The 13,307-nt window shown below is 61.8% G+C and carries 6 protein-coding genes; all 6 read left to right on the forward strand.

Going from position 1 to position 13,307, the window contains the following annotated elements; translation table 11 throughout:
• Window positions 1-34: 34 nt before the first annotated feature.
• The 6 genes from bcsA to ACQKKX_RS16230 all read left to right on the forward strand — a co-directional run bounded on the left by bcsA (window position 35) and on the right by ACQKKX_RS16230 (window position 13,299).
• Entirely contained in the window at window positions 35-2,239 is a 2,205-nt protein-coding gene (gene bcsA / locus ACQKKX_RS16205) for a UDP-forming cellulose synthase catalytic subunit (protein WP_427572045.1), read from the forward strand.
• Window positions 2,239-4,758 (forward strand): cellulose biosynthesis cyclic di-GMP-binding regulatory protein BcsB, encoded by a 2,520-nt coding sequence (locus ACQKKX_RS16210; protein WP_427572046.1) that lies wholly within the window; start codon window positions 2,239-2,241, stop codon window positions 4,756-4,758. The genes bcsA and ACQKKX_RS16210 overlap by 1 nt, the downstream gene beginning before the upstream one ends.
• Window positions 4,755-5,819 carry a glycosyl hydrolase family 8 gene (locus ACQKKX_RS16215; protein WP_427572047.1) on the forward strand — a complete coding sequence of 355 codons (1,065 nt, stop codon included), beginning with the start codon at window positions 4,755-4,757 and terminating at the stop codon, window positions 5,817-5,819. Before ACQKKX_RS16210 ends, ACQKKX_RS16215 begins: the two co-directional genes overlap by 4 nt.
• On the forward strand, window positions 5,816-8,338 hold the full coding sequence (locus ACQKKX_RS16220) for a cellulose synthase (RefSeq protein WP_427572048.1): 2,523 nt from the start codon (window positions 5,816-5,818) through the stop codon (window positions 8,336-8,338). Before ACQKKX_RS16215 ends, ACQKKX_RS16220 begins: the two co-directional genes overlap by 4 nt.
• A gap of 147 nt (window positions 8,339-8,485) precedes the next feature.
• Window positions 8,486-10,387 carry a molecular chaperone HtpG gene (gene htpG, locus ACQKKX_RS16225; protein WP_427572049.1) on the forward strand — a complete coding sequence of 634 codons (1,902 nt, stop codon included), beginning with the start codon at window positions 8,486-8,488 and terminating at the stop codon, window positions 10,385-10,387.
• A 188-nt stretch (window positions 10,388-10,575) separates the two neighbouring features.
• Window positions 10,576-13,299, forward strand: coding sequence for an ABC transporter transmembrane domain-containing protein (locus tag ACQKKX_RS16230; protein ID WP_427572051.1), 2,724 nt, complete (start codon window positions 10,576-10,578; stop codon window positions 13,297-13,299).
• Window positions 13,300-13,307: the final 8 nt, after the last annotated feature.

Below are 13,307 nucleotides of genomic sequence, written 5' to 3' on the forward strand. Positions count from 1 at the left end.
GAAGTTGCGCCAGACCGGCGCAGGGAGTTTTGAAATGCCCTTTCATAAGATCCGCAGTGTCGTCGTCTGGATCATCGTCGTCCTTGCTGTCATTGCCCTCATCACCCTGCCGGTCAACCTGCAGACACAGCTGATTGCCAGCATCTGCGCGCTTGCGGTCATGGCCATTATCAAGATCCTCAAGGGCGAGGGTACGTGGCGCCTGATCGCGCTCGCCTTCGGAACAGCCATCGTCCTGCGCTATGTTTATTGGCGGACGACCAGCACGCTGCCGCCGGTCAACCAGCTGGAAAATTTCATTCCGGGTTTCCTGCTCTATCTCGCCGAGATGTATAACGTGATGATGCTGGGCTTGAGCCTGTTCGTCGTCGCCACACCCTTGCCGCCGCGGCCGTCGCGCGCTGCCAAACTCGAAGTCTTTCCGCATGTCGACGTTTTCGTGCCCTCCTATAACGAGGATGCGACGCTGCTTGCCAATACCCTGGCGGCTGCGAGCAGCATGGATTATCCGGCCGACAAGCTGCACATCTGGTTGCTGGACGACGGCGGCACGCTGCAGAAGCGCAATTCGCCGAAACTTCTTGAAGCCCAGGAGGCGATGGCTCGCCATACCGAACTCAAGCAGCTTTGCGATGACCTCGGCGTTCACTATCTGACGCGTGAACGCAACGAACACGCCAAGGCCGGCAATCTTAACAACGGCATGCGCCATTCCAGCGGTGAACTGATCGCCGTCTTCGACGCCGATCACGCGCCAGCGCGTGACTTTCTGCTGGAAACGGTGGGCTATTTCGAGGAGCACGAGAAACTGTTCCTCGTCCAGACCCCGCATTTCTTCATCAACCCGGATCCGCTCGAGCGCAATCTGCGCACCTTCGACAAGATGCCGAGCGAAAACGAGATGTTCTACGGCATCATCCAGCGCGGGCTCGACAAGTGGGATGCCGCCTTCTTTTGCGGCTCGGCAGCCGTCCTCAGCCGAAAGGCGCTGGAAACCACCAACGGTTTCAGCGGTGTCAGCATTACCGAGGACTGTGAAACGGCGCTCGAACTGCATAGTACCGGCTGGCACAGCATCTATGTCGACAAGCCGCTGATCGCCGGCCTGCAGCCGGCGACATTCGCGAGCTTCATCGGCCAGCGTTCGCGCTGGGCGCAGGGAATGATGCAGATCCTGCGCTTCCGTTTCCCGCCGCTCAAGCGGGGCCTGTCGGTGGCGCAGCGCTTCTGCTACATGTCGTCGACGCTGTTCTGGCTATTCCCGTTCCCGCGCACGGTCTTCCTGTTCGCGCCGCTCTTCTATCTCTTCTTCGATCTGGAGATCTTTACGGCATCCGGCGGCGAGTTCCTCGCCTATACGCTCGCCTATATGTTCGTGAACCTGATGATGCAGAACTACCTCTACGGTTCGTTCCGTTGGCCGTGGATTTCCGAACTCTACGAATATGTGCAGACCGTGCATCTGCTGCCGGCCGTCGTTTCCGTCATGCTCAACCCACGCAAGCCGACCTTCAAGGTCACGGCCAAGGATGAATCCATCGCGACCAGCAGGCTGTCGGAAATCAGCCGACCCTTTTTCGTGATCTTCGCGGTCCAGGTCATCGCGCTCGCGATCACTATCTACAAGATTTATGCCGAACCCTACAAAGCAGATGTCACACTGGTCGTCGGCGGCTGGAACATCATCAACCTGCTGATGGCCGGATGTGCGCTGGGCGTGGTGTCGGAACGGGGCGAACCGGCGGCGTCGCGGCGCGTACGCATCAACCGGCGGTGCGAATTTCGCGTCAATGACGACTGGTACGCTGCTTCGATCGAGGATGTGTCCGTTCACGGTGCGCGCATCAACGTCTTCAATCGCCGTGCATCCGGCATGACCAAGGGCGCCATGGGCGAAGTCCGCTTCGAGCCCCACAGCGGCGGCGAAAGGGTCAGCCTGCCCGTCGTCGTGCGCAATGCGCAGGCGACGGGCGACATCACTACCGTCGGCTGCCAGTATGTCCCCAAATCGGCGCAGGACCATCGGATGATTGCCGATCTGATTTTTGCCAATTCCTCGCAATGGTCGCAGTTCCAGCAGTCGCGGCGCTACAATCCAGGCATCATTCGCGGTACGATCTGGTTCATTGCATTGGCGTTCTACCAGACTAGCCGCGGTCTGGTTTATTTCTTCCGCAGCAGCCGCTCCGCGCCGCCGGAGGATGCGGCGGTGGGGAATGCGAAGGAGGCAAAAAGCTGATGCCCAAGTCCTGCCTGGCTGCCACCCTGTCTCTCCTTGCTGCCACCTGCGCCTTCGCCCAGCCGGCAGCTTTCGACATGTCGGGTGACCGACCCGCTGCAAGTCCGGCGGCACAGCCCCCGGCCCGCCCCGCTCCAGGTAGCGCCGTCCCGACACGACCTCAGGCGGATCCCGCCGCGCCTGCGCCCGCAGGTCCGGCCATGCCCAACGCCCCGGCCTTGCCGCAGCAAGCCCCGGCACCCCAGATGCCGGCCCAGGCGGCGCCTCAGGCTGTGCCGCAATCGGCTCCAGGTCAGCGGCCGGGTCAGCAGAGCCAGCCAGGCATGCAGGCGCCGCCCAGCCGGGTTGCGCCTTCTGGCCAGTCTGCCGCCCTGGGGTTCAGGCGATACATTGTTCCAGCGCCGCAGATGACCCTGCAGGGAGAACACGACAGTCACGCCTGGTCGATCTATGTAACCCCCGAACAGGCCGCAAGCCCGGCCCGCTTCAACCTCGGTTACCAGAATGCCGTGGTGATCGCGCCGGAGGCGTCGCAGATCAGCATTCTGGTCAATAACCGCGTGATCGGACAGCAACAGATCGCCGCCTCTGAAAAACCGCTGCAGATCTCCTTTGCAGTGCCCCCGGGCCTGCTGCAGCAGGGCGTGAACACCATCAGTCTGCGCGCCGAACAGCGCCATCGCACGGATTGTTCGATCGCCTCCACCTACGAGCTGTGGTCGAATATCGATCCGGCCCGCACCTATCTCGATTTCAACAGCCCGCTGGCGAGGCGCCTGTCCAGCACCGATGCCATCCGCGCCGTCGGTGTGGACGAGGCCGGTATGACGACCTTCAACATGGTGGTGCCGTCGCTCGATCAGCCGGGGACACTGAAGCCGATCCTGCGCCTGACACAGGGCCTTGCCATTCTCAGCGGCATGCCGAGTCAGAGGTTCGATTTCCAGACCGACCGCCTTGCGGCATCGGCATCCGGAAAGCTCACGGTGCTGATCGGCACCGCGGCCGAACTGCAGCCGGTGTTTGCGGATCTGCCGTCATCTGCGACCAGCGCACCGGTCGCAACATTCGTCGATGACCGCCGCAGCGGCCAGCCTTTCCTCGTCATTAGCGGCCCGAACTGGCAGTCGATCTCCACCGCGATCGAGTCGGTCGTTTCCCCGGTTGACCGGCCGCTCGACGTGCTGCGCAACGTGCTGTCCACGCAGCGCTGGTCGGCGCCGGATGCGCCGATGCTGTTTTCCGATGCGCGGCTGAGCTTCGCACAGCTTGGCATGGAAACACTGGAATTTTCGGGCCGTCGCCTGCGCACCGGGTTCCAGATTGGCGTACCCGCAGATTTCTATGCCCAAGGCTACGGCGAGGCGACAATCCTGCTGGATGCCGCCTATTCGCAAGCGGTCCTGCCGGGCAGCCAGGTCAATGTCTATGTCAACGGCAACATCGCCTCCACCGTACCGATCACGACGGAAGGCGGCGGCATCTTGAGACATCTGCCCATCCGGGTCACCATGCGGCATTTCAAGGCTGGTACGAATACGGTAGAACTGGAAACGGCACTGCGCACGCAGGAGGACGAGGCCTGTGCGCCTGGTGCGTCGGCCTCGACAGCGCCGCGCTTTGCGCTATTCGACACTTCGGAGTTCCATATGCCGGATTTCGCCCGTATCGGCCAGCGACCGGACCTGTCGGCCCTTCAGGGTACCGGTTATCCCTATGGCCGGGAGACAGCCACGACGCCGCTGTTCATGGACCGTGTCGATCGTGATACGCTGTCGGCGGCCGCAACGGTTCTGTCGCGCATCGCGCTGGCCGCCGGACGGCCGTTACCGATCGAACCCGTTGCTTCGGCCAATGCCGTCGGTGATCGCGATGCCCTCTTCATCGGCTCGATCACGCAAATGCCGGCCCCCGTGCTCGCGCAGGCTCATGTCGCTGCCGCAAGTCAGTCATCCTGGCGTCCGTCCGCCGGGCCGACCACCGAAAACGTCGTGACACAGGACGTGTTCGACGCGTGGCGCAACCGCGTCAGCGGCGCCAACTGGAGCGGCCAGATCTCCGCCTTTCAGGAGTGGATGCAGCGCAATTTCGATATCTCGCTGACCTCGTTCCGGCTGCTGCCGGGCAAGGTCGAACCTTTCGCACCCTCCAATGCCGCGACGTTCATGATCGCTCAGGGTGTGAGCACGGAAGGTCATGGCACCTGGACCGTGGTGACGGCGCCCTCTGCCGGCGATCTCGCCGAGGGCGCACGCGTCATGACCACGCAGGATCGCTGGCCGCTGGTTACCGGACGCATCACCACCTACTCGTCGCGAACGGACCGGGTGGAAAACGTCGCGGTCGAAGGCTTTTCCTTTGTCGCTCCGACCAGCAATTCGATCTGGAACTATCGCCTGATCGCAGCCAACTGGCTATCCACCAATGTGCTTTATTTCGCAGCCCTTTTCGCTGCCGTGACATTCCTGATCGGCGTCACCACGGCGGCGCTGCTGTCCAATCTGGGGAGACGGAAATGAGGCGGGGACCGACACTGCTGAGCTGCGCGTCGGCTCTCCTGGCAGGCGCGATCGTCCTCGTTTCGGGACTGTCGCATCCCGCGCGTGCGGGAGGCGTTCCGGCCGCGCAGTGGCAGGCCTACAAGCAAAAGTTCCTCGACGGTAGCGGTCGCATCATCGACAACGGCAACGGCAATATCAGCCATAGCGAGGGCCAGGGCTATGGGCTGATTCTCGCCTATCTGGCCAATGAAGAGGCCGATTTCGATCAGATCTGGTCCTTCACCCGGACCGAACTCCTGCTTCGCGACGATGGCCTTGCGGTCTGGAAATGGGACCCCAACGCCAAACCGCATGTGGTCGACACCAATAATGCCTCGGACGGTGACCTGCTGATCGCCTATGGCCTTGCCCTTGGCGGCGCCGCCTGGAACAGGGCGGATTATACAGCGGCGGCAAGAGCAATCGCCCGCGCATTGCTGAAAAGCGCTGTCGTCGAGAAGGATGGGCACACGGTGCTTTTGCCGGGACTCGAAGGATTTGGCGAAAACGAAAGGGCGGATGGACCGGTCATCAATCCATCCTACTGGGTCTACGAGGCGCTGCCGATCATGAACATGCTGGCGCCGTCCGATCGCTGGCAAAAACTGTCGGACGACGGCAAGGCGCTATTGGGCGCCATGCGATTCGGTCCGCGCAAATTGCCGGCCGACTGGGTTAGCATTGCGCAGCAACCACGCCCGGCCGAAGGGTTTGCGCCGGAATACGGATATAACGCGGTACGCATTCCGCTCTATCTGATGCGCGCCGGGGTTGCCGACCAGTCGCTGCTGACCTGGCTTGCGCAGGCAACCAGCGCCTCGCCGGACGCGACCAGCACATTCGACATCCCCTCCGGCAACGTGAAGGACACGCTGTCCGATCCCGGCTATCGGCTGGTTAATCATATGGTCGGCTGCGTCGTAAGTGGTACAAAGCTGCCGGACGACCTTCGTCGATTCGAGCCCCTTTTCTATTATCCGTCCACGCTGCAGTTGCTCGGCCTGGCCTTTATCACAGAGAAGCACCCGGAATGCCTATGAGAAAGGTTTTCGCGACAGGAGTGGCAGTCATCGCCGTGGCGGCAGCCGTCTACGGATTGAAAGAGCCGCATGCCCTGCGCGATCAGGTGGATTCACTGACGGGTTCTCAGGACCAGCCGGCCCCGAAACTCATGGCGATGGGGCGCGTGCGCGGGCCGGACGGTATGCCGCTCGATCAGGCCGTCGTCGACTTCGCAGCCGGTCCGACAGGCTCGACCGAGACACCTCCAATGCGATTGACGCAGGCGGAAGTCGCGCAGGCCGCATCGACGCCCGCGCAGGCACCTAGCCAGGCACCAGGCCAGACGCCGGAGCAGACGACGCGGCCCGATGCGGGGTCGTCATCGAATGATGCCGTCGCCCGGCCGCAAAATGCGGCTCCACAAGTCGATGAAAGCGCGTTGCGCTATTTTGCCGCCCGGAACGATCAAGCCCGCCTGCAGGCGGAAATTTCCCGCCTCCGTGCCCTTTATCCGGACTGGACGCCACCAGCCGATCCGCTGGCCGTGCCGCAGAACGGCGATCCGCAGCTGGAAGCCATGTGGCGTCTTTACGCCGACGGCCGGTTTGCCGAACTGCGGCGGGCCATCGCCGACCGCCGCACCGCCAACGCGGCCTGGCAACCCCCGGCCGATCTCGTTGAGCGGCTCGACGTCGCGGAAGCGCGCGCTCGCCTCGTTAACGCCTCCGATCTCAAGCAGTATCAGACGGTCGTCGAGATCGGCGCCGCAACGCCGGCGCTTCTGACCTGCAGCGAAGTCGACGTTCTCTGGCGCATTTCCGAGGCCTTTGCGCAAACGGATCGCAATGCCCGCGCCAAGGATGCCTATGGTTATGTCCTCAAGAACTGCTCCGAGCCGCGGGAACGCCTGGCGACGGTGCAAAAAGCCTCGGCGGTGCTCGATTACGCGGACATGCAGGACCTCTTGTCCTCCGAAGGGCGCAACGATGACGGATCCGGCGAATTCGATCCTATTCGCGACGACCTGTCCCGGCGTTTCATGGCAGAAGCAAACGAAGATCCGAAGATCCGCCTCGACGAGACCTATGTCACGCGCGTCGAAAAGCTTGCCCAGGATGGCAGTCTTGCCTCGGATGCGCTTCTGGTCGGCTGGTATCGGCTGCGTCGCGACGATACCGGCGCTGCGGAAAAATGGTTTCGCATGGCGCGCGAGCGCGAGGACTCCGCTTCGGCTTCGCAGGGTTTGGCGCTCTGCCTGATTGCCAGAAAATCTCCGCAGGAAGCGGAGGAGGTCATGTATCGCTGGCGTGACGATTCCACCGACGCTCGCAATACCTACATGGCCGCGACGGCTAATCTTCTTGCCGTATTGCCGCCGCCGGTTCTTTCCGAACCGGTGCTGCAACGGATCGCCGTCGAAGTGATCAAGGCCCGCGATGCAGCCTCTGCCCAGCAGTTCGGCTGGTATGCCGCCAATTTCAATCAACCGCAAACGGCGGCGCGGTGGTTCGAGACGGCGCTGTCATGGAAGCCGGACGACGAACCTTCCGCCTACGGTCTCGTCCTCTCCCGCAATCAACTCAACGATCGCGCCGGCGTCGCTGCCGTGCAGCGCCAGTGGCAGGGGCGTTCCGTTCGCATCGCCAATCTCGGCGAACCCGTTCAGACCCCGCCGGCCGCGCAACCGTTTGCCACGCAGACTGGACAGGTGGTGGCGCAGCAGGGGCAGGCCTTCTCTCCGGCGCAATATGGCCCCCAGCCCGCCAGTGCACCCGCCGGCGCGACGCAGCCCGATCAGTCTCAACCCTTCCAGGCTCAGCCTGTCCAGCCACAAGCCTACCAGACGCAGCCGGCGGCTGCACCGGTTCTGCCCGTCACGGGGCCGACGCCGACCGTGCCTGCCTATCGTTCCGAAACGGCCGGCGCTTTTGCCGCCACCCAGCCAACCGGCTCTCGGGGCGGTTCATCGTCCACCGGCCCGCAAACGATCCGTCCGCGCCCCCCCACGGCGGCCGCCGCCGCCCGTGGTGCAAGGCCCCAGCGCGGCTGCTCGACCAGCGTCGATCCGGAAGGAATGGCGCCGGGTGCCGCGCTCAGCCGCGGCTGGTGCCTGATGGAACTCAACCGGCCGCTTGAAGCTGCCGGTGCTTTCGACGTCGCGCTCAAACGCGGGAGCGGACAGGTTCGTGAGGACGCGGCCTATGGCCAGTCGCTCGCCTATCTGCGCGTCGGTCTCACCGACAATGCCGCAGTTGCGGCGACGCAGGCGCCACTTGCCCGCCGGCGTGCTTCCGAACTGCAGGTGGCAATCCTGTCGAACCGCGCCACCGCGGCCTTCGACGCCGGCCGATACCGCGACGCGCTTCTGTTCCTCGACCAGCGCGCGCAGCTCGAGACGGAACGGGTCGACCTGATGGTTCTGCGCGGTTATGCCTATCTCAACATGCAGCGTTATAGTGACGCGATGCAGGTTTTCGAGGCGGCGTCCCAGACCGGAAACCGCGAGGCGCTGCGGGGGCTCGCCGATGCTCGTGCCGCTCGCAACAACGATTACTGAAGCGGTCGTGTCGATCCGGGCGTGCAAAAGCAATTGCGCGCATCGCCGCTCTGGTTTTGTGTTTTGCCGGTCCCTATCTTGCAGCCCACGAAGACGATCGGGCCGCGAAGTGCTGCCTATCGTCATCCTGACAAAGACGAGGGAACCATGACCGACGCTGCAGAAAAACCTGTCGAGAACTATGCTTTTGAGGCCGACGTCGCCCGCCTCCTGCACATGATGGTGCATTCGGTCTATTCCGACCGCAATGTGTTCTTGCGCGAACTTATTTCCAACGCGGCTGATGCCTGCGAAAAGCTGCGCTACGAATCGATCACCGATCCTTCGCTCCTGGGTGCGGATGGAGAGGAAGGGCGTATAACCCTGACGCTCGATGCCGAGGCCCGGCGTCTCGTCATCGAGGATAACGGCATCGGCATGAGCCGCGCCGAAATGATCGAGGCGCTTGGCACCATCGCGCGCTCGGGCACCCGCGCTTTCATGGAGCGCATCGAAGCGTCGAAAGCCGAAAAGGCGGAACAGGGCGCGCAGCTGATCGGGCAGTTCGGCGTCGGCTTCTATTCCTGCTTCATGGTTGCCGACAAGGTCGATGTCGTCTCGCGCCGCGCCGGCACCGACGAGGCCTGGCGCTGGTCATCCGATGGCAAGGGAAGTTATGCCGTGGATGCCGCAGAGCTGAGCGAGGCGCCTGTCCGCGGCACACGTATCACGCTGCATCTCATGGAAGACGCCGGCAATTACACATCACGCTTTGCTGTCGAAAAGATCGTAAAGGATCAGTCCGGCCATGTGCCGGTGCCGATCCTTCTTATCGAAAAGCCCGGCCAGGACGCTGTTCGCGTGACCGATGGCAGCGCGCTCTGGACCCGCCCCAAGAACGAGATCTCAGCCGAGGACTATACGGATTTCTATCGCAGTCTGTCGGGCCAGTACGACGATCCGGCGCTCAACGTTCACTTCCGTGCAGAAGGCCGGCATGAATATACGACGCTGGCCTATGTGCCCGGCTCGCAGCCCTTCGATATGTTCGACCCGGATCGAAAGGGCCGGATGAAACTGTATGTAAAGCGCGTCTTTATCACCGACGACGCCGATCTTTTGCCGCGGTATCTTCGTTTCGTGCGCGGTCTGGTCGATACGTCGGATCTCCCGCTCAACATGTCGCGCGAAATGATCCAGGAAAGCCCGGTTCTGTCGGCCATCCGCAAGGGTGTCACCAGCCGCGTGCTGAGTGCGATCGAAAAGCTGGCCGAAAGCGATGCGGATGCTTTTGCAAAGCTCTGGGACAATTTCGGCCCGGTGCTTAAGGAAGGCATTTACGAGGATTTCGAACGCAATGCGCAATTGCTGGCACTGTCGCGCTTCCGCACGACGGCGAGCGGTGAAGGCCATCGCTCGCTTGCCGATTATGTCCGTGACGCCAAGGAAGGCCAGCAGTCGATCTATTATCTGACCGGCGGCAATCTTCAACAGCTGAAGACGTCGCCGCAGCTCGAAGGTTTTCGCGCACGCGGGGTCGAGGTGCTTCTGCTCACCGATTCGATTGACAGTTTCTGGGTGATGAACGCCCCCGAATTCCAGGGCAAGTCGTTCAGGTCCATCACGCAGGGTGCAGCAGACCTTTCGCAATTTGCCAAGCCGGAAAGCGAGGAACCTGCCGACAAGCCGGAAGTGGCCGCCGACATCGGGGATCTCATCGCCTTTGCCAAGGAGCGACTGGCGGATGCGGTTTCGGATGTGCGCGTCTCCGATCGCCTGACCGAAAGCGCCGTCTGCCTTGTTGCTTCCGAAAGCGGTTACGATCGTCAGCTGGAAAAAATCCTGCAGGGAGCAGGGCGAATGGAAGGCGGCAGCCTGCCGGTGCTGGAACTGAACGCCGATCACACCCTGGTGCGGGCGATCGCCGCACGGACCGCCGATCAGGCGCTGCGCGAGGATGCTGTGCTGCTGCTGCTGGACCAGGCGCGCATTCTTGATGGTGACCGGCCGCAGGAGCCGCGTGCCTTCGCCGATCGGCTGCAGCGCATCTTCGAACGCGCCCTGACCTGATCGACGCCGGCAGGGCAGGCGTGCTTGTTCCGCGACCCCGCGAACCCGCGACAAGGTCGCAAAAGGGTGATAAAAGCTGATGGCTGCAATGCGCGAGGCGGTTTGCAGCCATACTTTCAGTCGTTTATATACATCGTGAAACATGTAGAGACATGGACGTGCAACCGCCGTCCCTTTGACGGCATCCCATGGAAAAGAGCCTTCTCCGCTATATCTGGAGACATACGCGACGTCAGCAGCTGTTCATCCTGACCATCGTGGCGGCGTCCATGGTGCCGTATTTTCTTGCCTTCGACCTGCCCAAGCAGATCATCAACGGTCCGATCCAGGGCGGCGGCTTCGAAAGTGAAGGCGCCACGCAAGCCTATATGGATTTTACTATCTCCTTGCCGAAGGTCGGCACGATCTTTCAGTTCGACGGCATCCCGCTCGATCGCCTGGAAACGCTGGGCGCGCTGTCGGGCGTCTTCCTTCTGCTGGTCATCGTCAACGGGTTGTTCAAATACTACATCAATACCTACAAGGGGCGTCTCGGCGAACGCCTTTTGCGGCGCATCCGATACCAGTTGGTGGACCGCATCCTGCGTTTCCCGCCCAGCTATCTGAAAAAGGTCCACGCGGCCGAAGTGTCGAGCATGGTCAAGGACGAGGTGGAGCCCTTCGGTGGCTTTACCGGCGATGCCTTCGTGCAGCCGGCCATGCTCGGCGGACAGGCAATTGCGGCGCTGTTCTTCATCATGGTGCAGAATTTCTGGCTTGGGATGATCGCCGCCACCATGGTTGCCATCCAGGTCGGCATCATTCCGAAGATGCGCCATCGGCTGATCGAGCTCGGCCGCCAGCGCCAGGTGACAGCCCGTCATTTCGCCGGCAAGGTCAGTGAGATCGTCGAGGGCATCAGCACGATCCACGCTTTCGACACCTCGAACTACGAGCGGGCCGACGTCTCCCACCGCCTCGGCCATATCTTCAAGATCCGCTACGATCTCTACCAGTGGAAGTTTCTCGTCAAGTTCGTGAACAACTTCCTTTCGCAGCTGACACCTTTCCTGTTCTATTCGATCGGCGGTTATCTGACGCTGCGCGGCAACCTCGATGTCGGCCAGCTGATTGCCGTGATCAATGCCTACAAGGACCTGCCCGGCCCGTTGAAGGAGCTGATCGACTGGGATCAGGCGCGTCAGGACGTGCAGGTCAAATACGAGCAGGTGCTCGAGGAATTCGAGGCGCCGATGCTGATTGCACCGGCGGTTCATGCCCTAGCTGCGAAGCCCGAGGAAAGGTCGCTTTCGCCGCTTGCGGCCGTCAATGTTACCATTGAGGATCAAAGCGGGGCGCGCGTTGCCGAAGGGGTGTCTATCCGGTTCGAGCGTGGCGAAACGGTTGCCGTCATCGACAATTCAGGCAGCGGCGCCGAAGCGCTTGCCGAAGCGTTTGGTCGTGTGGTCTGGCCCGTTGCTGGCAAGATCACCCTGCAGGATGCCGACCTGCTCGAACTGCCGGAATCCGTGTCGGGCCGCGCGATCTCATATTCCGGCGCCGACAGCTATTTCTTCCATGGCACGTTGAAGGATAATCTTCTCTATGGGTTGAAACACGCGCCCACCTCGATCGTCGCGTATAATGGGCGCGAGGCAGCGCAGCGGCGCTGGGAAATGCACGAGGCCCGCATGGCCGGCAACCCCGATTATGACATTCATGCAGACTGGCTGGATCGCAAGACGACATCCGTTCGCAACGGCCAGAAAGACGACCTGAAGAATTCACTGCTGGCAGCGCTGGATGCGGTTCAACTGACCGCCGACATCATGGACCTTGCGTTGCACTCGAGCTTCGATCCGGAGGTTCATACCGAACTGGCCGCGCGGATCGTCGACATGCGCCATGCATTGCGCTCCACGTTGGCGGATCGTGGCCTGTCCCATCTTGTCGTCTATTTCGAGCCGGATCGTTACAATATCGAGGCGAGTGTCGGCGAAAACCTGCTGTTCGGCACGATGCGGCAAGGGGCGGGGGGTGAAAACTCGCTGCTCGACAGCGAATATTTCTACGACGTCCTGCGTTCCGCCGATCTGCTGGACCCGCTTTTCGAAATGGGCACCGCGATTGCCGAGAACCTTGTCGACATCTTTGGCAGCCTGCCGGAAGACCATCCCTTTTTCCAGCAGATGATTACCCTGAGCGCCACGGAGATTGACGTCTACGAACAGTTGCTGCAGCGTTTCTGCGAGAGGCCGGCCGGCGTGCGCCCGAACCGCGACGAATTGCGGGCAATGATCCGGCTGAGCTTTAACTATGTCGAGCTGCGTTACCGTTTTGGCCTTCTGACGCCCGAACTGTCGGAACGTATCGTCGGGGCCCGCGACCTGCTGCATGCGAAACTGCCACCGCATCTTTCCGGTATGATTGAACGTTACGATCCGCATCGCTATATCGCGCTTGCCAGTCTCCGGGAAAACATCCTGTTTGGAAAGCTCAGCCATCGTATCGCCGATGCCGGCGACCAGATCCGTGCCATCGCATCGAGCGTCATGCATGAGAAGGATCTCTACGCGAGTTTCCTCGGGGTCGGCCTGGAATTCGATATCGGGGCGGGCGGACGGCGCCTGACGCTGGTGCAGCGGCAGAAGCTCAATGTCGCACGATCACTGATCCGCCGATCCGACTTCTACGTCTTCAACAGGGCCCTGCCGGGGCTCGATCGCAGGGTCCAGAACGAAATCGTTAAAAACGTAATGGATTTTCTAAAGGAACAGGATCATGATCCTGCGATTATATGGGTATTGTCAAACACGTCTCTCGCCCGTCTGTTCAAGCGGGTGGTCGTGTTCGACAAGGGCTCGATCGTAGACGATGGAACATTCGAGACTCTCGAGCAGGAAAGTGGTATATTCAAGACACTGGTAGCCTAGGAGAGGGT

This window comes from Neorhizobium sp. NPDC001467 (assembly GCF_050275975.1).
In the GTDB taxonomy this organism is placed as follows: Bacteria; Pseudomonadota; Alphaproteobacteria; order Rhizobiales; family Rhizobiaceae; genus Neorhizobium.

Coding starts and splice junctions, on each gene's coding strand:
- bcsA (WP_427572045.1), top strand. CDS start 35: ATGCCCTTTCATAAGATCCGCAGTGTCGTCGTCTGGATCATCGTCGTC.
- ACQKKX_RS16210 (WP_427572046.1), top strand. CDS start 2,239: ATGCCCAAGTCCTGCCTGGCTGCCACCCTGTCTCTCCTTGCTGCCACC.
- ACQKKX_RS16215 (WP_427572047.1), top strand. CDS start 4,755: ATGAGGCGGGGACCGACACTGCTGAGCTGCGCGTCGGCTCTCCTGGCA.
- ACQKKX_RS16220 (WP_427572048.1), top strand. CDS start 5,816: ATGAGAAAGGTTTTCGCGACAGGAGTGGCAGTCATCGCCGTGGCGGCA.
- htpG (WP_427572049.1), top strand. CDS start 8,486: ATGACCGACGCTGCAGAAAAACCTGTCGAGAACTATGCTTTTGAGGCC.
- ACQKKX_RS16230 (WP_427572051.1), top strand. CDS start 10,576: ATGGAAAAGAGCCTTCTCCGCTATATCTGGAGACATACGCGACGTCAG.